We start from the raw sequence: 24,761 nt of genomic DNA, 5'->3' as shown, positions 1-24,761 counted from the left end.
CAGTCTCATTTGAATCTACCTTCGCGCAGGGTCTCTTGAGATGATTGAAGCCACGTCACCGTCGGAGCAAAGCCTGCAGCAGTTGTACCGCGAGCATCGCGGCTGGCTGGAAACCTGGCTGCGCCGGCGCATGGGCAATGCGTGGGATGCGGCGGACCTCAGTCAAGACACCTTTGTCCGCGTCCTGTGCAACGCGCCGCCACTGGCTGAATTGCGCGAGCCGCGCGCTTATCTGCTCACCGTCGGCAAACGGTTGCTGAGCAATTTCTACACGCGGCGCCACCTGGAAAAAGCCTACCTCGATGCCTTGGCGCAATTGCCGGAAGCGTGCGCACCGTCGCCGGAGCAGCGCTGGTTGCTGCTGGAAACCTTGCAGGCGCTGGATGAATTGCTCGATGGCTTGCCGCGCCCCGTGCGCCGGGCATTTCTTTGGAGTCAACTCGAGGGCCTTGGCTACCGCGAGATTGCCGAGCGCTTGCAGGTTTCCGAGCGCACGGTGAAACGCTACATGGCCCAGGCGTACGAGCATTGCTTGCTGGTGGATCTGTGATGCGCGTTGCCCCCAGCGAGGAAACGCGGGAAGTGGCGCGGGCAGCGGCGCAATGGCTGGCACTGCTCGAGTCCGGTGGTGCCAGTGATGAAGATCACGCCCGATTGCAGCATTGGCGTACCAGTGACAGTCGCCACGAGAACGCGTGGCAGAAAATTCAACAACTGCGTCAACGCTTTGCAGGCTTGCCCCCGGCGCTTGCCCTGGCCACGCTGGACCGGCCGGATCCGGCGCGGCGCGCTGCTCTCAAGCGTGCTTTGGGCGTGGCAGCGCTAGTGCCGGCGGTGTGGTTGATCAGTCGGGAGCTGCCGCTGGAGGTCTGGCGCGCCGACCTGCACACCAGCACTGGCGAGCGGCGCAAAGTGCAGTTGGCCCAGGATTATTCATTGCAACTCAACACCGACAGCGCGGTTAATGTCGATCTGGCGGCACGTCAGTTGACGCTGATTCGTGGCGAGATGGCGCTCAACGCGGCAGGCGATTCAGCCTTTATCGTCAACGCGCCTTATGGACGGATGATCGTCAAACACAGCGACATCTCGGTGCGCCTCAATGCGCGCGATTGCCAGGTCTGCGTGCTGCGTGGTTCGGTGCAATTGCAGCCACTGCACGGCCCGGCGCTGGTATTGCAGCAGGGCCAGCAAGTCAGCCTGCAAGCTTCGGGCGCCGGGGCGGTGACGGCGTTCGATGCGTTGATGCCCGGGTGGCGCGATGGCGTGCTAATGGCGCAAAACCAGCCGCTGGGTGATTTCCTCCGCGAGCTGAGTCGCTACCGCTCGGGTGTTCTGCGCTGGGATCCGGCGCTGGAATCGCTGCGCGTCACTGGCAGCTTTCGCGTCGACGATACCGATCAAGTGCTGGCACTGCTGGCAGCCAGTTTGCCCGTCGATGTGCATACGCGAACGCGATTTTGGGTGTCACTGGTACCGCGTGCAGAAAAAACTGGCTGAAGCCTGTCCCTTTTTTTCGCCTCGCTGGTCATTCCAGGCAAGTGAACAAAATCGAGAGCTTCTTCCAATGCCCGCAGTATTTCCAGGTCGTTTGCGTCCGTTGTTGCAGTTGAGCCTTTTGCTGAGCCTGAGTGCCAGCCCCGTGTTGATCCAATCGAGCTGGGCCGACGATGGCAGTCGCCGCAGTTATCAGGTGCCGGCCGGTAGTCTGAGTACAGCGCTGACGCGCTTCGCCGGTCTCGCCGGCGTCAATCTGTCGGTGGATCCGGCACTGGTCAGCGGCCGCAACAGCAATGGTTTGTCCGGTGAATATGGCGTGGAGGAGGGGTTCAGCCGGTTGTTGCTGGGTTCGGGTTTGCAGCTGCAACCGGTCGGCGATCAGGCTTATACGCTGGTGCCCGCAGCGCAAGGCAGCACCTTGCAACTTGCGCCGACATCCATTCTCGGCGCGAGCGGTTCAGCGGATGCCGACGTGTTTGCTGGCGGTCAGGTCGCGCGGCGTGGCTCGCAAGGGTTGTTGGGTTCCAGGGATTTCATGGAAACCCCGTTCAGCATGACCACCTACACCAGCGAAACGGTGAAAAACCAACAGGCGCGCACGCTCGGCGATCTGATCAGTACCGACCCTTCGGTACGCGCCACCAACCCTGCCGGTGGCCGCTATGAGCAATTCACCATCCGTGGTTTCAGCCTGTTCAACAGTGATGTTGCCTACAACGGCCTCTACGGTGTGTTGCCGACTTACACGATTGATATGGAAATGGCCGATCGCGTCGACATCCTCAAAGGCCCGAGCCAATTGATCAACGGGATTTCGCCACGGGGCAGTGTAGGAGGGGGGATCAACGTCGTGCCGAAACGCGCGACCGACAAGCCGATCACCTCGCTGACAGCCAATTACGCCTCGAACAATCAAGTCGGCGGCGCGGTGGATGTCGGACGGCGTTTTGGCGAAGACAATCAATTCGGGGTGCGCTTCAACGGGGTTAAACAGTCCGGTGATACAGAATGGGATCATCAGAGTGTCGATCGCGACATGGCAGTACTCGGTCTGGATTTCCGTGGTGAACGCTTGCGACTTTCCACCGATATCGGCCACACCGAACGCGACACCGACGCACCGCAGGAACGCGTGCAAGTCGCGACCAACGCCAAGGTGCCGAACGCCAATGATGTGCGCGACAACTATGCGCAACCCTGGAGCCGGGCGCGAACCAAAGACACTTTCGGCACGCTCAACGGCGAGTTCGATGTCAGCGATTCGGTCATGCTGTATGGCGGCGTCGGCGCACGCAAAAGCAATCACGACTTCTTGCGCCACGCGGTTTCAGTGACCAATGACGCCGGCGACTTCAGCGTCCAGCCGCGCGACTTCACTCGCGACGAAAACGTTCGCACGGCTACCGCTGGGGTGCGCAACTGGTTCCAGACCGGACCGGTCAGCCATGAAGTGAACCTGGCGGCCAACTACTTTTATATGGACTTCGAAAACGGCGGCGCCCGTTACGCGGCCGGGCGCAGCAATCTCTACGACCCGGTGGAAATAGCCAGACCCGGCACGCCGACCCGCAATGACGCCAAGGTCTACACCGAAAATCGCTTCAGCGGCGTGGCCTTGTCCGACACGCTCGGTTTCTTCGAGGATCGACTGCTGCTGACTTTGGGCGCGCGCTGGCAGCGGGTCAAAGTCGATGACTGGAGCGACGGCATCAAGGGCGATACGGCCTACGATGAAGAAAAGGTCTCGCCGTCGGGCGGGATTCTGTTCAAGGCGACGGACAAACTTTCGCTGTACGCCAACTACATGGAAGGTCTGAGCCAAGGCAAGATCGCGCCATCGACGTCGATCAACGAAGACGAAATCTTCCCGCCATTCATCAGCCGCCAGGTCGAAGTCGGCGCCAAGTACGACGCGGGTGCATACGCGCTGACGGCAGCGGTGTTCCGCATCAAACAACCTGCCTACGAAACCAATGCGACCACACGAGTCTTCGGCCCGAACGGCAAACGCGGAAACAACGGCGTAGAACTGAGCGTGTTCGGCGAACCGCTCAAAGGTTTCCGGTTGCTGGGCGGTGTGATGTACATCGACAGCGAACTGACCCACACCACCAACGGCACATTCGACGGCAACCGCGCACCGGCAACACCGAAATACAACGTCAACCTTGGTGCAGAGTGGGACGTGCCGAGCGTGCAGGGTTTGACACTGACCAGTCGTGCAATCTATTCGAGTTCGCAGTATCTGGATCAGGCGAATGATAAGGAAATCGACTCCTGGGAACGGTTCGACGTAGGCACACGCTATGCTTTCAAGTTGGACGAGAAGACGATCACCTTGCGCGCAAATGTCGAAAACGTGCTGGATAAACGCTATTGGAGCTCGGCGGGTGCATCGGATGATAGTGAGCCGGGATTGACGCTTTCGACGCCGCGAACGTATCTGCTGTCGGCGACGGTAGACTTCTAACGGAGCAGGGTAAGTGCGTCGATCGTCGTCGAAAATACGTTAACTACACTAAATGACCGTTTAGTTGAGCTAACAAAAATCAGTCGCGATAGCGGCCGAGGTAATGACTCAGCCCAACCAGTCGCATCTCTACATGGCTTTTCGTTATGAGCGATAACGCGAACGGGCCTAAAAAACTGTTATTTCTTACAGTTTTAAAATTGCTCTGAGGCGCAAAGGATAGTCGCTGCGTAATGAGCACATTCCTCCAAGGAGCAAACTCCATGACAACGTTCAGCGATGACCAGCTCTTGAACCTGACTCCAGAGCAATTGAAACAATTAACACCCGCGCAACTGGCACGCCGAAAGGATTTAATCAACGAACCGGTGGATCAGCGTGCTGTTACGAAGATTATTAATGCGCAAACGACCGAGCCTATAAACCCGGTGAGTGACGAGTAAATTTTCCAGAAGTGTAGTCGAGGCGTTTCAACCAGCTCAGAAATCCCGTTACGGTAAGTAGCGGGATTTTTTCAGTTGAATGATCGGATGGGGAAATCTGCGGCAATACCGGAGGTAGAGGTTTGGCAGTATTTATCGTGGCAGTGGATTTCGATTACCCGTGACAACCACGACAACCACGCGAAGCCCGTAACATCTTGTTACGTGTAATGTATATTATGTTAAATAAGGTATGCAGCATCGTCTGGGCTTAAACTTATCCAGCGTCGTTTTTCTCCCACCTTGACCTCTCACCACCTTGGCCGGACACCTACCTGAGCTCTCAGTCGGCAAAGTTCATATCACTGCACATGAGTTCGTCTTTAGCATGGACGAGAGCAATCGTTGGCGCGCTGCCATGTGCCTCTCACCACACTCGATTCGCTCTTGGGGGCTTCACCCGCCTTAAACCCGGAGAGGCTGCGGACTTCTGAAGCTTTCGATGCCTCTCCGAGTAAAGGACGAAGAAAGATATGGAAATGCATGGCATCAAAAGCTACGGCGAGAGACTTCAGTTCGCATATACCCTTCGTGGGTTTCCAAAACTCTACGCGCTGTCACACCGAATCGGTGTGACGGACAGCGCCCTCAGTCGGTGGTTTCGTTCAGAGCCAATCAGTATGGAGAACTTCGCCAAGCTGTGCGTCGAGCTGAACGTCAATGCCGATTGGCTTCTGCTCGGCCGTGGACAGCACACGCTCGGCGCCATGCATGACGCGCCGCATCGCAAAGCGCTCGCGGACGTAATTGAAAGAATGGCCGACAACGATGTTCGTAACCTCGCCAAGTTTCTTGATGAAGTGACTACTCCAGCACCTTGAGCGCCACGCAATATTTTCAGGGCAATTCGTGAGCCCTGCTCAACCGACTGAGCTTCACGAAGGGGCCGATATTGATAACTTCTAGATGCCCAAGCAATGACGCCTGGGTATGAGCTGGAGATCATCATGTGCACTAAGGAATCTGCAAAAGCTGATGTAGAAGTGAAGTTCGAGTCCCAGAAAACGTTCAGCCTTTTCGGTCGGAACATCTCAACTTGCCAAGCGGCCCTGGGGGCTGGTGCTCACGTGCAAGTCACCAACACAGAAGGCCTGAACTACCATCTGAATGTTTTCGCGAAATGCGAGTGCGACGGGCTTCTGAAGAGACTCAACGTGGCAATCGACAAGTCTATAGGTAACCCTCCCGAAGGCTTGCGTGACGTCCCTTTCACTATCGACCGCACTTCCCATCCCGACTGGCGCTCTCGTCAAGCCTATCTTCGCGATGGTGTGGGGTTTACGAGCAGGATCATCACCTGCGCTTGGCCTGCCCTTGCGCCGCCGAAGCTGGGCAGCGTACTAACCGGTGGAACTACGACGACAATCGACGCCACAGCCATCGACTCGCAGTTGGTTTATGCCATGACCGATGCTACCCCGGAGCAGGTCAGCGCATACTCTCACCTGAACCTCTACGCACAGGGGGCTGCGCGCGCCGTCCTGAAAAACAAGGGCGTGGACATCACCAATACGGACTATCTGCAGACGAAGCAATGGTTCGATGCTGTGGTTTACCAACTGACCGATCTGGGCTTTACCGTAAAGGCAGCGAGTGGCGGCCAGGTCAGGCAGGATGTCTCTTCAGGTGACGTGGACATCGGTAGTTTGCTGACCACCATCGTTGGCACGTATCTGGGAGCGACGGAACTCGAGAGTTTCAAGCAGCTCGCGACGCTCTTGGCCAAGGATCCCAACGATTCGGGCACCCACGACTTCATGACCTTCTGGTGGAACAAGGCCAGCACTAAGGACGGCCGCACGACTGTCGCCTTTGGCCCCATCAAGAACGACCAGGGCATGGCTTCGGTGACAGTGGTTTACCTCGTGTTGGATGTGGAATTCACAGACTGGCACTCACTGTTTGTCAGCTACCACCATGAAGGTGTAATGATCCGCAGCGCTGCCATTACCCTGGATCTCGACATGGAGGTCTACAGCAACAATGAAAAAGCAATCTTCGACGCCATCTCCGGCGCAGTGGCCAATCACATCAAGACTCAGGAACTGAGTTTCGACTGATAGCCGATCGATGCGGGGCTCCAGCAATGCTCGCAATGCTGGAGCCCCGTAGCTTTGCGGGTGCTTCGCCAGTTTCAATCAAACTTGATCTGCCCTGACTCACCCAGCATGCGGTATTGTTCACGAAGTTTTCGCAGCTCACTCGAGCCCATTTGCTCCAGCCCCAACGTAGCATTCTGTGCCTCGTGGGTAGCTCGTATCAGCTCATCGATCTTCAGATGCAGAATGTCATTGTCGCGGTTCTGGGTGTTTTGAATGAGGAATACCATCAGGAACGTAATGATCGTTGTCGAGGTGTTGATGATCAGTTGCCAAGTGTCGTTGTAATGAAAGTACGGCCCTGTGCCAGCCCAGGCGACGATCAGAACGATCGCTGTCAAAAAGGTCTTCGGGCTACCCGCCCAGTTGGACAGTGTCTGGCAAAAGCGTGCAAATCTCATCTTGAAACCTCTGAATAAACCTAATCACTTGACCTCGTTTGGTGGCGAAATACTTTGTCATATTTGCGCCGCTCGTCGGTGGCGCAGATTCGCACGATTGCTCAGGCGTCAGATCGAGCGGCTGCACCGGCGGCTCACCGGCGGCTCACCACCCGATTAATCTCCCCTACCACCCGCCCCGTCGCCTCCTCGATTGCTCCCTCATTGCGGCATATAAACCAACCCTGTTCGGCAGCGGCTTGCTCAAAAGCCTGGGTACAGTCGACATGCTCCTCCAGACCGCGAAGCACAGTACTGCTCAAGCCACGCCGTCGCGCCCCCGCCCTCGCCCACGAAATCTCCGCCGCCGTGACCACGCCAACATGCAGGTCGGGCACCTGAACGTTGCGATCACGGTTTAATTGCAGGATTTCAGCAAACGGGACTATCCGGCGAAACGCCGCATCGGATGGATACCAGCGATCGATCAGGATGATGCTGTCGGTGGGTTGTCTGGTCAGCACGTTTCGGGAAATCCAGCGGCGGCTGTCAGCCAGGCGTTGGCAAACTTCCAGTTCCAGATTCCTGTCAGGATGGCGGACGAGCCGGTTCACCAAGTGCATTGTCTCGCCCCTGAACGGGTCGCTTTTTTTCTCGCAGAGTCGGATGACTTTCTGGTTGTCTGCCCTCAGGACTTCAGTGATGGCCTCCAACAGCGAGGTTTTGCCGACGCCTTTGGGGCCATCCAGAGCGACAAACAGCGGACGAGTCATTTTTCTCACAGGCTTTAACGGGGAGTAGCGCGCACTCTAACGGATTTTCAGGTTGAACCTCTTCTGCTCAGGCGGACTCCCAAACCTGAATTCAGGAGAAACCTATGACCCAGACAGCTCTAGTCGTGGGCGCCAGCGGCATTGTCGGCAGCGCCATCACCCAGTTACTTATCGACAACCAGTGGCAGGTCGCCGCGCTGTCGAGGCATCCATCTCAAGTTCAAGGCGTGATGCCTGTCGCGGCAGACCTTCAGGATACTGCTTCTCTGGAACAGGCGCTGAGGGATGTGAAACCCACGCATGTGTTCATTACCACATGGTCGCGGCAAGCCACGGAGGCCGAAAACATTCGCGTCAATGCCGCCATGGTGCGCAACGTGCTCTCGGCCATTCGCCCAGCGAAAAGCGTCAAACACGTAGCACTGGTTACCGGCCTGAAACACTATCTCGGCCCTTTCGAAGCCTATGGGAAAGGCAGTCTGCCGCAGACGCCGTTTCGCGAAGAACAGGGTCGTCTCGATGTCGAGAATTTCTATTACGCTCAGGAAGACGAACTCTTCGCCGCTGCTGAACAGGACGGTTTCACTTGGAGCGTTCATCGCCCGCATACCGTCACTGGGGTGGCCGTGGGCAACGCGATGAACATGGCAACCACCCTCGCCGTCTATGCCTCGATTTGCAAACACACCAATCGCCCTTTCGTATTTCCAGGATCAAAAGTGCAGTGGGACAGCCTCACCGACATGACCGATGCGCGGCAGTTGGCGAAACAACAACTGTGGGCGGCCACCACGCCGGCTGCGGCGAATCAGGCATTCAATATCACCAATGGCGATGTATTCCGGTGGAAATGGATGTGGGGCCGCATTGCCGAATACTTCGACCTGCCTGCTGCCGATTATCCCGCTTCAGTCTCACCCCTTGAAAAGCAGATGGCTGACGATCAAGCCGTATGGGCGCAAATAGTCGCGGAGCACGGTTTGAAAGAGTCCGACATTGGACGTCTGATTTCCCCATGGCATACCGATGCCGACCTTGGCCGCCCCATCGAAGTGGTCACGGATATGTCGAAAAGCCGCCTGATGGGCTTCACTGCCTACCAGGCGAGCGATCAGGCATTTTTCGACGTGTTCGACAAACTGCGGGAGATGCGCTTGATCCCTTAGGCGGTTCCAGACAGATAAGGTGGGCACCTGGCGTGCCCCCTCATTCAACAGTCATTTCCACGCCCTCGCCCCCCACATCTGCGACTTTCATTCGCCCTGTGAAATCCTCCTGCCAGTCACCGGCAGAACGCAGCCGATCGTATATCCCAACTCCAAAATAGCGCCTTCCACAGGTATCGCTCTGTATCCAAGTGTGTACGGACGCAAACACGTTACACAACATTGATCTTCCCGCCCCCTCAGACACAAGCGAGATACACCAGCACGATGAACTGCGCTCACGGCCAGCGCAGTGCTCCTGTGCCTGACACCTGTCATTGGGAGCACCTGAACGGCTTCCACTTTCTTGACGACAAGTTGGAGGATTAAACCAATGCAAACAAATCCGTCATCGGTCTTGAATCGGCTGCACCTTAATCTCGATCGTGCTGGAGACTGGATCGCGCCGTTAAGCCTGCGCGTTTTTCTGGCCTGGGAGTTTTTTGAAGCGGGATGGGAAAAGTGGAACGGTGAGAACTGGTTCCCCAGCATTCAAGGGGCCTTTCCTTTTCCCTTCAATCAGCTGCCGGCTACGTTCAATTGGCAGTTATCCATGTGGGCAGAGCTGCTCTGTTCCATTGCTTTGCTTGTAGGCCTGGGAACACGCCTTTCGGCACTGATCCTCATAGTGGTCACCGTCGTGGCAACTGCCGCAGTTCACTGGCCAGCAGAGTGGTCGACGTTGAGCGAACTGGCTATGGGGTACTCCATCAGCAACAAAGGCTACGGCAATTTCAAGCTGCCGTTGATCTATCTCGTCGCACTTCTGCCACTCGTGTTCACAGGCGCCGGCAAGCTGAGCTTGGATGCATTCATCGGTCGGTATCTCAAGCGCTTGAATGCACGCTGAGTGTTATCGCTTCACCAAGGTTATCGCTCTCAACCCCACTAGTAATCAGGAGTTTCATCATGTCCCATATTGATAAAGTGCTGTACACCGGCAAAGTCCATACCTCCTCGGGTGGTCGCAATGGCACCGCCGTCAGTGACGACGGCCGACTGGATATAAAGCTGTCGTCGCCTGGCACCTCTGGCGCCGGTACCAACCCAGAGCAGTTGTTCGCCGCAGGTTGGTCGGCCTGTTTTATCGGCGCGATGGGGCTTGCGGCGAGCAAGCTGAAAGTCACCCTCCCGGTTGACCTTGCCGTTTACGCCGAAGTGGATCTAGGCACAACCGATGGTGCGTATTTCCTCCAGGCTCGCCTCAACGTCTTCCTTCCCGGCCTGGATCGCAACGTCGCTCAAGAGCTGATCGATACCGCACACCAGACATGCCCGTACTCCAAAGCGACGCGGAACAACATCAACGTGGTGATCAACCTCGTTTGAGCAGAACTGTGGCGGGTTTCAATCACCCGATTCACACCCCCCGGCTGCCTGCGGTAACCGTGGAGGTGCTGTGGATCGGGGGTTCCAGACGTCGAATCGGAGTATTGAGCTCATGCAAACGAACACTTCATCACCAACGCATGTAGATCCACAGCTCCCCCTGGAGGCGACAGTCGGGCTCGGGTTGCGCCGTGCGCTGCTCAACACGCTTCGTGACGCTCCAGTCGGTGATTTCGATTTTCTAGAGGTTGCTCCAGAGAACTGGATCGGCATCGGCGGCGCGCATGGAGCGGCCCTGCAGATGCTAGCTGAACGTTATCCGCTGTCATGCCATGGTCTGTCACTTTCGCTGGGTGGCAGTGCGCCGCTGGACGAGTCTTTTCTTGAGCAAGTCCGCGGGTTTCTCGATCGCTTCAACGTGCCGTTCTATAGCGAACACCTGAGTTACTGCAGTGACGATGGCCATCTCTACGACCTGCTGCCGTTGCCATTCACTGAGGAGGCAGTTCATCACGTTGCTGCGCGCATCCGCCGTGCACAGGACATTCTCGGTCGTCGTCTTGCTGTAGAAAACGTCTCCTACTACGCCGCTGCTCATCAGGACATGGACGAACTCACTTTTACCAATGCAGTGCTTCGCGAGGCCGATTGCGACCTGTTGCTCGACGTAAACAATGTGTACGTCAACTCAGTGAACCATCGCTTTGATCCAACGGTTTTCCTCGCCGGCCTGGAACCAGAACGCGTAGTCGCCATGCATGTGGCTGGGCATTACGACGAAGCTGATGACCTGATCATCGACACCCATGGTGCGTCGGTCAAACCGGTAGTCTGGTCATTGCTGGGACAGGCTTATGACCTTTTCGGCGTGAAGCCAACCCTGCTGGAGCGCGATTTCAACTTTCCGTCCTACGACGAACTGGTGGCTGAGCTGAACACCATCAGGCGCTTGCAACGCGACGCGGGTGCTTTGGCGCGGGTGACTGTCGATGGCTGACTCCCCTTCAAGTTTGCACAGTCAGCAGCTCGCGCTGACCCGGTACCTGCGTGACCCGGACAGTTATGCGCCGCCTGCGCAGATGAATCCCGCAAGAGCGCAGGTCTATCTCAACTTGGTGTTGAACAATCTGTTGGGGTTGCTGGGTGGGACGTTTCCGGTGCTGGTTGCCGTGCTGGGTGATGCCGGTTGGCGTGCGCTGGTGCGACGTTTTTTGCGTGATTACCGCGCGCAAACGCCACGCTTCGGAGAAATTGCTCGTGAGTTTGTAGACTTCGTAGCGAGCCTGGAGGACTCGCCTGATCACGAACACCCCTGGTACCCGTTCTTGCCTGAATTGGCGCATTACGAGTGGGTGGAAATGGCGCTGCAACAGTTGGACGCTGCGCCGTTAAAGGCCAGTGATGCGGCGCACTTACTCGACCGCCCCCTCAGGCTCTCCCCGCTCGTCTGGCCGCTGGCTTACACCTGGGCCGTACATCGTCTCGGGCCAGGTCATCTGCCTTCTGAACCGCCAGAACAACCGACGTTGCTGCTGATCAGCCGTGTGCAGAGTGGCCAGGTGCAATTCTCCCAGGTCAGCCCTCTCGCGTTCCGTTTGTTGCAGCGGATCGAGCAGTTCCCTGACATGGATGGTCGAGCGCAGTTGCACGCTTTGGCTGCGGAGGCTGGTGCTTCAGACGTGACCGGCTTCGTCGCTGACGCACTGGTTCTGCTGCGCCAGCTGCATGCGCAAGCTGCCGTCGGGGTAGCAGCGACACCCGTTTAAAGCTGTTGTCCTGACTGACGCGCAAAGGCTGAGGTCGGTTTTTGTATCTCTATGTACCCAAACGCGAAGTCTTGGGATTGGCTTACAAATGCTCCTCTCGCCGATACATCGCCGATACATGACTCCCGCTAAATAGGCCTGCCCGAATAAGGTCGCTCTGTCGAAGTGGAAGACGCTTGCGCCCTTCGCCTCGAGCTTCCTTGAGGGTCTATCCGCCCCGTGACATGAATCGCGGCCTCGCCGCGCAAAGCATCTGGAGAAGCACTATGTACCGTAAACCAATGTCGAACAAAACCAGTCTCGGCCTGGCCGCAATTGCCTTAGCCGGTGGCATGAGCCTGGCATCGTCTGCGGCTTTTGCTGTTGAGCCATTGCCCCAAGGCTACCAACTGGCATCGGCCGATAAAACCGGCGAAGGCAAGTGTGGCGAAGGCAAATGCGGCGCCAGCGAAGCCAGCGACAAGTCCGCTACTGCCGAGGGCAAGTGCGGTGAAGGCAAATGTGGGGACGACTCTTTCGCTCGCACAGATACCGACCATGATGGCCTCGTTTCTCTTAAAGAGCTGCTGGCTGTGGCACCTCAGGGCGGTGAAGAATTCAAAGCGATGGACACCAACCACGATGGTTTTCTTTCGGAAGGTGAGGTCTACAAGTTCAGAACCAACCAGTACATTTCCAACGGCAAGAAAGTACCCACCGAGCTATTTACCCGCATGAGCAAAGCGCAGAACTGATTCCTCCCGCCGTAGCATTCGCCCTCCCCGCGCCTGCAGCCAGGGAGGGCGATTTACCTTCTGCAAAGCCACCAGTTGTATTGATTACACCGCGTTATAAGTGATGTTCTCCGCCCCTGATTTATCCCCTGAACGCAACACTCTAAAGTCCATCCCACTGCTCCCCTCATCATGTCGATGGGGCGCCCACAGGAGACTTATCCCATGCCTTTCATCAGCGTTCGTATCACTCGCGACGGCGTTACCAAAGAACAGAAATCCCAAGTCATCGCCGAGATCACCAAAACCATGCAAACAGTCCTCAACAAGGACCCGCACCTCACCCATATCGTCATTGAAGAGGTCGACACCGATAACTGGGGCTATGCCGGAATTACCACCACCGAGTACCGCCAACAGCTGGCGGAGTCGAAGAAATGACTTTCCCCGTCCGTATCGACTTTGTGTCGGATGTGGTGTGCCCCTGGTGCGCACTCAGCGCCACGGCGCTGGAACAAGCCATCGCCAATGTTGCCGGCGAGGTTGCCGTAGAACTGACCTTCAAGCCGTTCGAACTGAACCCGGACATGCCGGCCGAGGGCGAGCACGCCATCAAGCACATGATGCGCAAATACGGGCGCAGCGCCGAAGAAGTCGCCGCGCGCAATGAAATGATCGTCGCGCGCGGCAAAGCCATCGGTTTTCAGTTCGACCTGGAAAAGCGCAGTCATTTCTACAACACCTTCGATGCCCATCGCCTTTTGCTCTGGGCCGTGCAGGAAGGCCGCCAGGTCGCGCTGAAGAAAATCCTGATCGAGGCTTATTTCACCAATGGCGAGAACCCCAGCGACCACGAAACATTGGTGCGCCTGGCCGGTGAAGCGGGACTTTCAACCACCCGCGCCCGAGAGATTTTGGCCAGCGAGGCGTTCGCTCTCGAGGTCCGTGAACTTGAGAGTTTTTACCTTGAGCGCGGAATTAATTCGGTCCCGGCCATGGTACTGAACGGTCGTCAGTTGGTGTCCGGATCGCTATCCGTCAAGGAATACGAACAAATCCTCAGGCAAGTCGCACGAGAGCCCGCCACAGCCTGACAAAGCGACTTAACTTCAATACCAGTTATTAACCATTTGGCCGGGGCCTTGGTGAAGTGACCGCCCCACTTCCTTTCATCAACGTCAAGTGAACCGTCATGCCTCACGACTTGAATCAACTGGAAACTGCGCTGGCTGCTTACCCTCGAGTGGCGCTGCTGGAAGGTCCGACACCGATTCAGAAGCTGTCCCGCCTGAGCCGGGCAGCCGAGCTGCATGGCTGCAATCTCTACGTCAAACGCGATGACCTGATGGGCCTTGGCGGTGGTGGTAACAAACTGCGCAAACTTGAATTCCTGCTTGGCGAAGCATTGGCCGAAGGCGCCGACACACTGGTTACCTGGGGCGGTTTTCAATCCAATCACGCCAGGCTGACCGCCGCCGTCGCGGCCCGCCAAGGTTTGGCCTGCGAGCTTATCCTGACCCCGTCTGCGGTGCGCAGCGATGATGATTTTTGTCATAACGGCAACGTATTGCTTGATGACCTGTTTGGCGCAAAGGTTCATCGACTGCCGCGGGGTCTGACGCCGGACAGCTACGCTGGCGAATTGCTCAGCGCGCTCAAAAGCCAAGGCAAAAAACCCTTCCTCATACCGTTGGGCGGCTCCAGCCCCAGGGGCAGTCTGGGCTACGCCGCTTGTGCAGGGGAGATCCTCCGCCAGGCAGACGCGCTCGGCGTTCACTTCGAGCGGATCATCATCCCCAACGGCAGCGCCGGAACCCATGCAGGACTGCAAGCGGGTCTGGCACTCGCTCGATCATCAACCGAAGTTATCGGCTATTCGGTATTGGCAACTGAGGAGCAGGCCACGGCGGCGACCCTGAGCAAAACTCGGGAAACCTTGCAGCTCCTGGACCCGTCCGCAACCCTTGCGGAAAGCGCAATCACTGTGGATGGCAGTCAACGTGGCGACGCCTATGGCGCCCCCACCGAATCGATGCTCGAAGCGGTCCGGCTGCTGGCCTCCGTTGAGGGCTTGCTGACGGATCCGGTCTACGGTGGCAAGGCCTTCGCCGGGTTGCTCGCTGCCGTGCGCCAAGGCGACTACCCGGCAGGAAGCAATCTACTGTTTGTGATGACCGGCGGCTTGCCTGGCCTCTTTGCCTACCGCAGCGCCTTCAACTGACTTGAGCTTTTTCGTCGTCATAAAAAACTGATGCCCGGGCGAGCCCACGGCATCGGTCACTCAACTTGCGTGGAGTACATCGTCATGTCGAACGCCTCTTACCCGCTGAACCGCACCGCTTATCTGCTGGTCGATCCGTACAACGATTTTCTCTCGGAAAACGGCAAGGTCTTCCCCTTGATCAAGCCGATTGCCGAACAGGTCGGGCTGCTCGACAACCTGCGGGCCCTCGATCGCGCCGTACGAGCGCAGAACATTCCGGTGGTCATCGTGCCGCACCACCGTTGGGAACATGGCGACTACGAAGGCTGGGATCATCCAACACCGACCCAATGCAAAATCATGCACATGCACCACTTCGCACGTGGTGAATGGGGCGGCGAATGGCATCCCGATTTCGCGCCAAAGGACGGCGACATTGTCGTGCAGGAACATTGGGGCTCCAGCGGCTTTGCCAATACCGACCTTGATTTTCGTTTGAAGCAGAAAGGCATCACCCACGTCATCATCGTCGGCCTGCTCGCCAACACCTGCATCGAAGCGACCGCCCGCTACGCCTCGGAACTGGGCTACCACGTCACGCTGGTGCGGGATGCGACCGCCGCTTTCCGTGCGGAAATGATGCACGCCGCCCACGAGTTGAACGGGCCGACTTTCGCTCATTCAATCGTGACCACCCAGGAATTGATTGAGGCGCTTGCAGCGCAGGTGTAATGGCGAGGAACCTCACCGATTTCGCCAGTTTGCCGTAGCGCGCTCACTCCAAGGACAACTCAGCGCTTGATCGACCGCCAATAAGAGCTGTGCAGAAATCAGCTTGAGCCACCTGTTCTTGTCGGCTTCAATGGCAGGAAAATTCGCTGATGGTCGATGTAGATCCGTCTTCCCGGCGAAACGCTTCTACAACAATTGCTCGCGTAGAAAATCGATGAACGCCATCGTCCGCGCTGAACGTCGTCGCTCGCGGCTGAGTACGGCGCTGACAGGCAGCGCGCTGGTCTGATAGTTGTCGAGTACGGTACTCACCCTGCCCTGCTCGACGTCAGCTGTGAACAGCCATTGCGGTGAGAGGGAAATACCCAAGCCGCAGAGCACCATTTCGCGGATGGCCTCGCTGCTGTTGCTGGTGACGTTACCCTGGATAACTACATCGAACGCCTGGCCGAGGTGCGTAAAGTGCCAACGGTCGTAATGCTCCAGCAACGTGAAGCCGATGCAGTTGTGATCGGACAGTTCGCTTGGCTCAAGTGGCACGCCGTGCAGAGCCAGGTAACCGGGCGCGGCATAGACACGCCGTGGGCTATTGCCTAGTGGCAGTGCCACCAATCCCTCGCTCTTCACCGCGCCAATGCGAATAGCCAGATCGATGTTTTCCTTGAGCAGGTCTTCATTGTGGTCACTCAGCCGCAGGTCAATCCGCACGTCAGGATGGCGTTGCAGGAAAATCCCTATGAGCGGTGCGATGCATAACCTTCCATAACTGACCGGGGCGGCGACTCGTAAAGGGCCGGCGATCTGCTCCTGGCCACTGGTAAAGCTCCGTGTAGCAGTTTCGACGTGGCCGAGAATTTCCTGGCAGTGGTCGTAGAAGCGTTGACCTTGGTCGGTCAGGGCCAAATGCCGAGTGCTGCGTGCGAACAATGGCCCACCCAGATACTGCTCCAGCGCGCGCACTTGCTTGCTCACTGCCGGCTGCCCCATGTTCAGTTCACGGGCGACCGCCGAGAAAGACCCGCGCTCCACGACGCGAACAAAGACATGCATGCTGTCGAACAGATCCATCGACGATTGGTTCTCTTTGGGGAATAAGTCATATGCACATTGGGTTTCTTATCGGAATGATTAAAGCGCGGCAATCTGTAAGCGTCCATCCCAACACAGGTTCGCGCCATGAAACATTCCATGCTTGCCGCCATCGCCGAGTCCGCTCAATCCCCTCTGGCCATCCGTCACATCGATCGCCCTGTTGCCGGTAAGGGGCAAGTCCTGGTCAAGGTTCACGCCGCAGGGGTCAATCCGCTCGATACCAAAATTGCCGCCGGCGCAGGGGCTCACGCCCGTCAAACGCTGCCGGCCGTGCTCGGCCTTGACCTCGCCGGTACGGTGGTTGAAGTGGGTGAAGCAGTCCAAGGATTCACCCAGGGCCAGGAAGTCTTCGGCATGCCCGGCGGGATCGGCGGTGCCCAAGGCACCATGGCCGAGTACATTGCCGTGGATGCCCGCCTGATCGCGGTCAAGCCACACACCCTCAGCATGCGTGAGGCGGCTGCATTGCCTTTGGTATTCATCACCGCATGGGAAGGTCTGGTCGATAGCGCCAATGTTCGCTCCGGCCAGCGAGTACTGATTCATGGCGGCGCGGGCGGGGTCGGCCAAGTGGCTGTGCAACTGGCCAAGGCTCGCGGTGCCGATGTCTACGCCACAGGTTCGGCGGGCAGTCTGGACTTCATACGCTCGCTGGGGGCGACGGCGATCGACTATCAGGCACAGAGCGTTGAGGATTATGTCGAGCACTACACCGCCGGCGAAGGGTTCGACATTGTCTACGACACCGTCGGCGGCAGCACGCTGGATGCATCATTCAAAGCCGTGAAAGCCTATACCGGGCACGTGCTGAGCTGCCTGGGCTGGGGCCAGCACAGCCTGGCACCGTTATCGTTCAAAAGTGCCACCTACTCGGGCGTCTTCACTCTGGCTCCGCTGCTCACCGGCAAAGGACGCGAACATCACGGCGCTATCCTGCGCGAGGCCGCTGCGCTGGCCGACGCGGATCAACTGACGATCCGCGTGGATCAACAGCACTTTGCGCCGCAGGACGTCAACGAGGCGTTTCGCCAAGTCGCCGAAGGCCGCGGCAAGGGCAAGACGGTGATCGAGTTTGTGGGTGCATAGTTCCTTGTAATCTTTTTAGAGCGCACTCGGCCAAAAGCGTCCGCCTTTGGCCGTTAGTTGCCACACAAGGGCAACCGCTTTCGGCCAAGAGCTGCCGCCCCCATGGTCTTCTCCAGCCCAAAACGCTGTCGCCAGTTGCTGCCGAACGTATGGCACACCTATTGGCATGGGCCGCACACCATATGGATGGCAACCCGATCCCTTTAGGCGGCTCTTTCTATGAGAGCTGGCCTCTCACCCATTTGTAATTACCTGGCCTGAACAAACCGCTGCTCAAGGTTTTCTTTTGCATTGCTCTTCGGGCGCACCATATCCCCAAGTGATGATGGCTTCGGCCTTATGTTCCCAAAGCGATTCATTACGCCCAACGTACTTGATGCCAATGCCACTGAGTTGCTGGTACATCAGCGATACGCTGTCGCCACGCTCGGCTATTAATGTCGGCGGATCAGTTTCGAAGAACCTGACAGTTACCTCGTTTGCAGGGTTGCCGTCGCATTCGTAAAAGACAGGTCCAGTGCCAGAGATCAGTCGGTACCGTGCTTGCAACTCAGCGATGCGGTTCTGGTATTCCATGCGCAGGCATGCACCGACGTCATCACTCTTCCAGCAATCGTCCCGCCCCTTGATCCACCCCCGCTGCTCTGCTTTGAGCATTGGAGGATGCTCGTTGCCAGCCTTGATACTCGCACTGGCATACACTGCCGAGAGTTTGCGATCGAGGGCAGATAATTCCTTGTCTTCACATATCAATGCTTCGACACCGCCAGGCTCCGCCTTTGAGCAATCGTAAGATGGACCAGGTGACGAATTGATAGCCGACGATGTTCCCGTGCGCGCCCCGGTCGACTGTATCGCACTGATTTGCTGATCAATGTAATTGCACCACTGTTCGGAGCTTCGCTCAGGGACATCTAACCCATCTTGAAGCCCCAGCTTTATCTCGATCACTGACTTCCATTCGTCAGAACCTAGATCCGGTCCGTGCCCTTGCATATCAGCCGTATGCAGAACCTTATCGACCGATTGATACCACGTGTTTGAGCATTGAGATTGCGCCTTGGCAACGCCTGTGACGCCAATCAATAGCAAGACCAAATATTTGCGCATGTGCGGTTTCCCTGGATTTACGCAGTCGCCAACCACTCATCTTAGCCGGTCTCATCCGCTAGTGATTGGTGAGTCAATAGTGATTGCAGCACCTGATGAGCCACATCAATCGGCCATAAGTAGATGGAAGGAGATTGATTGCCTCAAGGCTCAGATATCCCTGACTCGAAGCGGAGCTTTCTGGCCGACGAGCTTCCCCTTATTCCATGGCTGAGGTCGATATTTAACGATTGTGTACATGGTGGTGCCCTCCACGTGGGTGAAGGACCGGGGTGGATCAGTCGCGCGGCACCGTTGTCGGATTCGGCCAGAAGCAGACACTTAAAAAGCTCAACGATCAGGTTCTCATGTCATGAAATCATCCGGCTGCCGTACCATCGGCACATCGACAAAACGGAGGTTGATATGGGAAATGGTCAGGGCAAAAGGGTCGTTGTCATTGGTGCAGGCATCGTTGGCGCGTCATTGGCGTATCACTTGGCAAGTAAAGGCGCGAATGTCACTTTGCTAGAAGCTGAAGATATAGCTTCGGGAGTGACTGGCAGCTCATTCGCCTGGCTCAATGCCTCACACCCCGAACCCGACCCAATCGCGCAACTGCGCGGTTCTGCCATCAAGGAGTACCGCCGACTCGAAACGCAGCTGCCAGGTCTGGAGATAAGATGGACAGGCGCCTTGTCTTACAGTGCGATGGCGATTGAGGCGCTGCCAGTCTCAGGTCACCAGGCTTCAGCAAACCTGGTGTCTCGATCGCGGATTCTCGACTTGGAACCAAATCTCAAGAACCCTCCCCAGTCTGCTCTGTATGCGGCTGAAGAAGGAGCGCTGGACGCAGTGGCAGCTACGCATGCGTTGATCGCAGGTGCGCAGGCATATGGGGCGAAGATTCTCACTCAGACGCGAGTGCTCGGTTTTGTAACCCAGAGCGCAATGGTGACAGGAATCGAAACAACCAAAGGCGTCATCGATGCCGATATTGTCGTATTGGCAGCCGGGGCAGGCATCACGAAACTGACAGACATGCTTGGAGTGTCCCTGCCAATAGAGGCCTCCCCTGCCATTTTCATCCGTTACAAGTCACAACCCGACCTCGTACACACCCTCATATCCAGCCCTGAAATGGAAGTGCGGCAAAGTTCGGATGGTGCGTTGCTCGCGGCGGAAGATTATCTGAACGATGCCGTGGAAAATCAGCCGGCAGCGATAGCGCTTCGCACTGCCAAGACAATCCAGAACGAACTCCATGGTGTCGTCTCCATAGAACCGGAACGGGCTTGTGTCGGCCTCAGGCCCATGCCTGCCGATGGCATCCCCATCATCGGTTATCTCCCCAATATAGGTGGCGTCTACGTTTGTGCAATGCACCCTGGAATTACTTTGGCGGCGATAGTGGGACGTCTGGCCAGCGAAGAGATCATCGATGACAAGGTGTCCAGTGCCCTTTGCCCATGCCGGCCTGATCGTTTTTTGCAAGCGGAGGGAAGCCTCTTGTGAGGCAGAAATCGGCCAAGAGCAGACGTTCGATCCTAAGGTGATGCGATGAGGAGAAAAACAAGAATGACTGCACCTCTGACCAGTAACGTAGCAACCCAGCCTGGGCCTATTACCGGGATCGGCGCGTCAGCCTGAACTGTGGCCAATTGTCCAGGAAACCCGGGGCGTCATTTCGCCCGAAGCAGACACTACGCGCGACGTATTTGCCTGATGGCCCAACGCCTGAGTAGAATGCGATTCATTATCAATCATGTATGTCCCGGGATGCCGATGCGTAGCGACGAAACACTAGGTACTGCAGATCCAGGGCTGCTCTATCGCACCCACTTCTCGTGGTTACAGGGCTGGCTGGTCCGTCGCATTGGCTGTCGCGATAACGCCGCAGATCTGGCGCAGGACACCTTTGTGCGTGTGCTCAAACACCGCCATCAGTCCGGCGCCCTGCGCGAGCCACGCGCCTATTTGAGCAGCATTGCCCGCGGTCTGATGATTGATCAGTATCGTCGTCGCGAACTCGAACGTGCCTACCTGGAAAGCATCACCTTGCTGCCGCAACACGAGGTTCCATCGGAAGAAAGCCGGCTGATGATTCTCGATGCGCTCGAGCGCATAGACCGTTTGCTCGACTCGCTTAAACCAAGAGTACGCCAGGCGTTTTTATTTGCCCGACTCGACGGTCTGACCTGCGCGCAAATCGCCGAAAAGCTCGGAGTCTCCCGCGCGACGGTGGAGCGCGACCTGGCCACGGCCCTGCAAAACTGCTATCGCTTGCGTTATGTCGAGGCCTGAGCCCGAGGCGCTGGATCCGGCCATTGTCGAGCAGGCGATCCAATGGCTGGTGCGCCTTCGCTTCAATCAAGCCGATGAACAGACACAGCGCACGTTTGAGCACTGGCTGCAGCAGCGCCCGGAGCATGCGTTGGCGTGGCAGCGTGTGGAAACGCTTGGCGATGAATTCGAACGCGTGCCAGCTCAGCTGGCTCGACAAACCCTTAAGGGCGCCCAACATGGAATGCGCCGGCGGGAAAGCCTGAAGCTACTGGGCGTATTGGCGACGGTCGGCACGGCAGCCTGGCTCGGCCGCGACTACACCCCCCTGCCCTCCATGCTTGCACAGCAGCGCAGCAGCACCGGCGAGCAACGACGTTTCAAACTCGATGATGGCAGCCTTATCCAGCTCAATAGCGATAGCGCCGTCGACAGCGATTTCGACGCCCAGCGGCGCCTGATCATCCTGCGCCGTGGTGAAATCATCGTGAATGTCGGTGCGGATCAACACTCGCCGCAAGCGCGACCGTTGTGGGTGCAATCACGCGACGGAATGATGCGAGCCCATAGCTCGCGCTTTCTGGTCCGCGAGCGTGACGACGGCACTCTGGTCGCAGCTCAGGAAGGATCAGTCACGGTGTTCCCCGGCTCCAGTCAAACGCCTGCGAGCCGCAACGTCCTGGCAGGAAACCAACTGCTGTTCACCCCAAGCGGCACCCGAACGTTCAGGGACAACGGTCTTGATCCATGGGGTTGGGGTGACGGTGTGATCAGTGCGAACCATATGCGCCTTGGTGACTTCATCGCAGAGTTGTCGCGTTATCGCCCAGGAGTCCTGCGCTGCGCCGAAGAGGTCGCTGATCGACGCGTTTCCGGCACCTTCCAGCTCGCCGACAACGATCGGGTCCTGGCATTGATCGCGCAGTCACTGCGCCTGCACATTGATTACCGAACCCGTTACTGGGTCACCGTAACCGCTGCCACCTGACTCCACCCGATTATTTCTTCGCTACCTGAAAATTAATGAGGTGGTTTCTCATTCTCGTTCGACCTGTAAGGAAGGCCGGAATACAGGCCAGTCTGCCGATGTCCTTTCTTGGAGCGAGAAAATGAGTTCGTCCCCGGTTTCACAGCGCCATCCATTAAGTCGTGCCATGCACGGTGCGATCCTGGGTTTGATCGTGAGCAGCTACGCATTGCCATCGCTGGCGCAAACCTCGGGCGCTGACCAGAGCAGTCAGGTCAAACAGTGGAATATCGCCCCCGGGCCACTGGCGCCAGCGCTTGACCGCTTTGCGCGCGAGGCTGGCATCAGCCTTTCCTTCGACGCCTCGAGTGTGGCGAACCGCACCACGGCTGGCGTGAATGGCTCGCTCGATACATCGGCAGCGCTGTCATCGCTGCTCCAGGGAAGCGAATTGCAGGTCGAACAGCAAGGCCCGAATGCTTACCTGCTGACCCCTCAAGCAAAAACCGCCGGCCCGCTGGAACTCGACGCAACGGCCGTCGAGGACTACCGCCTCGCCCCGCTCATCATCAATGCCAAGGTCCGGGTCAGTGCCGACGACGACGCCAACTCGGTGGTTGCCAAGGAGCTCTGGGTGGGCGGCAAGGTGGCCACCAGCATTCTCAATACACCGGCATCGGTGTCGGTGGTAACCAACAAGGAAATGCAGCAGCGCAGCGTCAGCACCACGGAAGAAGCGCTGCAATACACGCCGGGCGTGGTCAGCGACTTTTATGGTACGGATGATCGCAACGACTATTTCCAGATCCGCGGCTTCCAGGCCACCACCTACCGTGACGGCTTGACCCTCAGCTCGATGCGCGGCGTACGCGAAGATCCGTTCGCCTATGAGCGCATCGAGATTCTGCGTGGCGCCAACTCCACCCTGTTTGGCCCTGCGGACCCGGGCGGTTCGGTAAATTTCGTGACCAAACAGCCGCGCTTCGAGAAGTTTGGCCAAGGCTATGTGACCTACGGTTCGTTTGACCATGTCGAGACCGGCATCGATGTCGGCGATGCGCTGAACGACGAGAAAACCCTGGCCGGCCGTTTTACTGCCAAAGGCCAGAACAGCGATCGCGAGTACGATCATTCGCAGGACGACAACCAGTTGTTCATGGGTGGCCTGACTTGGGCACCGACGGATTACACATCGGCCACGATGATTCTGGATTACCTGAAAACCGAGAGTTCGCCCAACAGCGGCGGCTATCCGCTGGATCGGGAATACGACCGCAGCAAGTTTTATGGCGAGCCCAGCTACAACTTCCACGATGTCGAGCGCACCAGCCTCAGCGGTAACGTCACCCATGATTTCGACAACGGTTTCGTGCTGCGCAGCAATCTGCGTTACAGCAAGTTGACCGATGATTTCGGCTACGTGTACCTCAGCGACAGCGCCGCGCGTGTCGGTACCACCGTTGATCGATACCTGTTTGGCACCGACACCGAAGCTGACCAGTTCAACGGCAATCTGATGCTGCAATACGATGCCCGCTTCGAGAACATCGACAGCAGCAGCCTGGTGGGCGTGGAGTATCTCGATTCGACCACCAAGGAAAGCTCGGTCTACGCCCTGACAACCCCGATCGATATTGCCAACCCTGTGTTTACTGGCGTTCCACGCTCAATCGCGCCGTATGCCGTCAACAAGCGAGACGCGACCACCAAGGCCGTCTTCCTTCAGCAGAACCTGTCGTTCTACGAGCGTTTCATCGTCACCGGAGGCGTGCGCAACGACTCGATGGACCTGACCAGCAAAGGCTTGCAATCCAATGAGAAAGACACCTTCTCCGAAACCTCCTACCGAGGTGCGTTGACCTATATCGTCAACGATGAGGTGTCCACCTACGTGAGCATGGTCGAATCCGTCTCGCCGCCGCAGGTTGGCGTAACACCGCAGACAGGCAGGCAGTACGAAGTGGGCGTGAAGTATGCGCCGATGGGGATGGACGCACTGTTCTCCGCCGCCGTGTATGACCTGACCCAGGAAAACGTCACCATCGCCGTGGTGCTGCCGAGCGGCATCATCGAGCAGCAGACAGTGGGCGAATCGCGGGCGCGTGGCCTCGACTTGGAGGCCAAGGCGCAGGTGACGCAAAACCTGAGCCTGATCGGTGGCTATTCCTATATGGAGTCCGAGGTACTGCGCGGTTCGTTGTATGACGGCAGTTCCCTGAAGGGCAACGAGTTCGCCACGGCACCCAAGCACTCCGCTTCGCTGTGGAGTTACTACGACGTACCCGCCACCGATGTCAGCGTGGGCCTGGGTGCGCGCTACGTCGGCGCTTATTACTTCGATGCAGCCAACTCCGGCAAAAGCGATGGCACCACGCTGTTCGACGCCGCCTTCAACTACAAGATCGCCAAAGGCACCGACCTGGCGGTGAATGTCAGCAACCTGCTGGACGAGCAGCACGTGGTCGGCTCCGGCACCGCGAACTTCTACAACCCGGGCCGCGAGATTACCGCCAAGCTGAGCTACAACTGGTAAGCAGGCGGGTCAGCGTTTTCCCCACGCAGAAAACGGTGCCCGCGTTACCGCGGGCACCG

The 24,761-nt window shown here is 57.6% G+C and carries 25 protein-coding genes; 21 read left to right on the top strand and 4 right to left on the bottom strand.

The window, feature by feature from the left end; all coding sequences use genetic code 11:
• The first annotated feature begins 40 nt into the window (after positions 1-40).
• The 6 genes from ACV8MC_RS19895 to ACV8MC_RS19870 all read left to right on the top strand — a co-directional run bounded on the left by ACV8MC_RS19895 (position 41) and on the right by ACV8MC_RS19870 (position 6,512).
• Positions 41-550, top strand: coding sequence for a sigma-70 family RNA polymerase sigma factor (locus ACV8MC_RS19895; protein ID WP_056786013.1), 510 nt, complete (start codon positions 41-43; stop codon positions 548-550).
• Positions 550-1,500 (top strand): FecR domain-containing protein, encoded by a 951-nt coding sequence (locus tag ACV8MC_RS19890; RefSeq protein WP_457263153.1) that lies wholly within the window; start codon positions 550-552, stop codon positions 1,498-1,500. Before ACV8MC_RS19895 ends, ACV8MC_RS19890 begins: the two co-directional genes overlap by 1 nt.
• 67 nt (positions 1,501-1,567) lie before the next feature.
• Positions 1,568-3,970, top strand: coding sequence for a TonB-dependent siderophore receptor (locus tag ACV8MC_RS19885; RefSeq protein ID WP_457263151.1), 2,403 nt, complete (start codon positions 1,568-1,570; stop codon positions 3,968-3,970).
• Positions 3,971-4,233: 263 nt separating this feature from the next.
• A complete protein-coding gene (locus ACV8MC_RS19880; protein WP_353187949.1) occupies positions 4,234-4,413 on the top strand; it encodes a hypothetical protein in 180 nt (59 codons plus the stop codon).
• Between the two features lie 518 nt (positions 4,414-4,931).
• Positions 4,932-5,273, top strand: coding sequence for a helix-turn-helix domain-containing protein (locus tag ACV8MC_RS19875; protein ID WP_159894614.1), 342 nt, complete (start codon positions 4,932-4,934; stop codon positions 5,271-5,273).
• 126 nt (positions 5,274-5,399) lie between these two features.
• Positions 5,400-6,512 carry a hypothetical protein gene (locus tag ACV8MC_RS19870; RefSeq protein WP_252876305.1) on the top strand — a complete coding sequence of 371 codons (1,113 nt, stop codon included), beginning with the start codon at positions 5,400-5,402 and terminating at the stop codon, positions 6,510-6,512.
• A gap of 74 nt (positions 6,513-6,586) precedes the next feature.
• Here the strand turns inward: ACV8MC_RS19870 and ACV8MC_RS19865 are convergent, their stop codons facing one another.
• Together ACV8MC_RS19865 and ACV8MC_RS19860 are read right to left on the bottom strand one after the other, a co-directional pair.
• The gene (locus ACV8MC_RS19865; protein WP_150742172.1) at positions 6,587-6,952 is read right to left on the bottom strand and encodes a low affinity iron permease family protein; all 366 of its coding nucleotides are present in this window, start codon (positions 6,950-6,952) and stop codon (positions 6,587-6,589) included.
• A 134-nt stretch (positions 6,953-7,086) separates the two neighbouring features.
• Entirely contained in the window at positions 7,087-7,704 is a 618-nt protein-coding gene (locus ACV8MC_RS19860) for a dTMP kinase (protein ID WP_457263148.1), read from the bottom strand.
• 104 nt (positions 7,705-7,808) lie between these two features.
• Here ACV8MC_RS19860 and ACV8MC_RS19855 point away from each other — a divergent pair, with 104 nt between their 5' ends.
• From ACV8MC_RS19855 to ACV8MC_RS19810, 10 genes are all read left to right on the top strand, one after another.
• Entirely contained in the window at positions 7,809-8,870 is a 1,062-nt protein-coding gene (locus ACV8MC_RS19855) for an SDR family oxidoreductase (RefSeq protein ID WP_457263146.1), read from the top strand.
• A gap of 373 nt (positions 8,871-9,243) precedes the next feature.
• The gene (locus ACV8MC_RS19850) at positions 9,244-9,759 is read left to right on the top strand and encodes an HvfX family Cu-binding RiPP maturation protein (protein WP_095180030.1); all 516 of its coding nucleotides are present in this window, start codon (positions 9,244-9,246) and stop codon (positions 9,757-9,759) included.
• A 59-nt stretch (positions 9,760-9,818) separates the two neighbouring features.
• Entirely contained in the window at positions 9,819-10,238 is a 420-nt protein-coding gene (locus ACV8MC_RS19845; RefSeq protein WP_457263143.1) for an organic hydroperoxide resistance protein, read from the top strand.
• Positions 10,239-10,350: 112 nt separating this feature from the next.
• The gene (locus tag ACV8MC_RS19840) at positions 10,351-11,235 is read left to right on the top strand and encodes an HvfB family MNIO-type RiPP peptide maturase (RefSeq protein WP_457263141.1); all 885 of its coding nucleotides are present in this window, start codon (positions 10,351-10,353) and stop codon (positions 11,233-11,235) included.
• Positions 11,228-12,004, top strand: a complete 777-nt coding sequence (locus ACV8MC_RS19835; protein ID WP_252886210.1) for an HvfC family RiPP maturation protein — start codon at positions 11,228-11,230, stop codon at positions 12,002-12,004. The genes ACV8MC_RS19840 and ACV8MC_RS19835 overlap by 8 nt, the downstream gene beginning before the upstream one ends.
• Before the next feature lie 266 nt (positions 12,005-12,270).
• A complete protein-coding gene (locus ACV8MC_RS19830; RefSeq protein ID WP_041480354.1) occupies positions 12,271-12,738 on the top strand; it encodes an HvfA family oxazolone/thioamide-modified RiPP metallophore in 468 nt (155 codons plus the stop codon).
• Positions 12,739-12,942: 204 nt separating this feature from the next.
• Entirely contained in the window at positions 12,943-13,158 is a 216-nt protein-coding gene (locus tag ACV8MC_RS19825; RefSeq protein ID WP_024012974.1) for a tautomerase family protein, read from the top strand.
• On the top strand, positions 13,155-13,811 hold the full coding sequence (locus ACV8MC_RS19820) for a DsbA family oxidoreductase (RefSeq protein WP_457263138.1): 657 nt from the start codon (positions 13,155-13,157) through the stop codon (positions 13,809-13,811). The genes ACV8MC_RS19825 and ACV8MC_RS19820 overlap by 4 nt, the downstream gene beginning before the upstream one ends.
• Before the next feature lie 98 nt (positions 13,812-13,909).
• Positions 13,910-14,938 (top strand): D-cysteine desulfhydrase family protein, encoded by a 1,029-nt coding sequence (locus tag ACV8MC_RS19815; protein WP_457263136.1) that lies wholly within the window; start codon positions 13,910-13,912, stop codon positions 14,936-14,938.
• 84 nt (positions 14,939-15,022) lie between these two features.
• Entirely contained in the window at positions 15,023-15,652 is a 630-nt protein-coding gene (locus ACV8MC_RS19810) for an isochorismatase family cysteine hydrolase (RefSeq protein WP_457263134.1), read from the top strand.
• Between the two features lie 186 nt (positions 15,653-15,838).
• Here ACV8MC_RS19810 and ACV8MC_RS19805 read toward each other — a convergent pair whose 3' ends face one another.
• The gene (locus ACV8MC_RS19805) at positions 15,839-16,720 is read right to left on the bottom strand and encodes a LysR family transcriptional regulator (RefSeq protein ID WP_457263132.1); all 882 of its coding nucleotides are present in this window, start codon (positions 16,718-16,720) and stop codon (positions 15,839-15,841) included.
• 108 nt (positions 16,721-16,828) lie between these two features.
• Between ACV8MC_RS19805 and ACV8MC_RS19800 the strand changes: the two genes are divergently transcribed.
• Positions 16,829-17,830, top strand: coding sequence for a zinc-dependent alcohol dehydrogenase family protein (locus tag ACV8MC_RS19800; RefSeq protein ID WP_457263130.1), 1,002 nt, complete (start codon positions 16,829-16,831; stop codon positions 17,828-17,830).
• A gap of 273 nt (positions 17,831-18,103) precedes the next feature.
• Here the strand turns inward: ACV8MC_RS19800 and ACV8MC_RS19795 are convergent, their stop codons facing one another.
• Positions 18,104-18,940 (bottom strand): MliC family protein, encoded by an 837-nt coding sequence (locus tag ACV8MC_RS19795; RefSeq protein WP_457263128.1) that lies wholly within the window; start codon positions 18,938-18,940, stop codon positions 18,104-18,106.
• A gap of 405 nt (positions 18,941-19,345) precedes the next feature.
• Here ACV8MC_RS19795 and ACV8MC_RS19790 point away from each other — a divergent pair, with 405 nt between their 5' ends.
• From ACV8MC_RS19790 to ACV8MC_RS19775, 4 genes are all read left to right on the top strand, one after another.
• The gene (locus ACV8MC_RS19790; RefSeq protein WP_457263126.1) at positions 19,346-20,434 is read left to right on the top strand and encodes an NAD(P)/FAD-dependent oxidoreductase; all 1,089 of its coding nucleotides are present in this window, start codon (positions 19,346-19,348) and stop codon (positions 20,432-20,434) included.
• Between the two features lie 270 nt (positions 20,435-20,704).
• Positions 20,705-21,223: a sigma-70 family RNA polymerase sigma factor gene (locus tag ACV8MC_RS19785; RefSeq protein WP_125927061.1), complete on the top strand. Its 519-nt coding sequence runs from the start codon at positions 20,705-20,707 to the stop codon at positions 21,221-21,223.
• The gene (locus ACV8MC_RS19780) at positions 21,210-22,190 is read left to right on the top strand and encodes a FecR domain-containing protein (protein WP_457263124.1); all 981 of its coding nucleotides are present in this window, start codon (positions 21,210-21,212) and stop codon (positions 22,188-22,190) included. The genes ACV8MC_RS19785 and ACV8MC_RS19780 overlap by 14 nt, the downstream gene beginning before the upstream one ends.
• Before the next feature lie 121 nt (positions 22,191-22,311).
• Positions 22,312-24,702, top strand: a complete 2,391-nt coding sequence (locus ACV8MC_RS19775) for a TonB-dependent siderophore receptor (protein ID WP_457263122.1) — start codon at positions 22,312-22,314, stop codon at positions 24,700-24,702.
• Positions 24,703-24,761: the final 59 nt, after the last annotated feature.

It is taken from the genome of Pseudomonas sp. PK-RTE-24 (assembly GCF_054052265.1).
The sequence above is the reverse complement of the archived record's forward strand: the minus strand, read 5'-3'. Positions and strand labels throughout refer to the sequence as shown.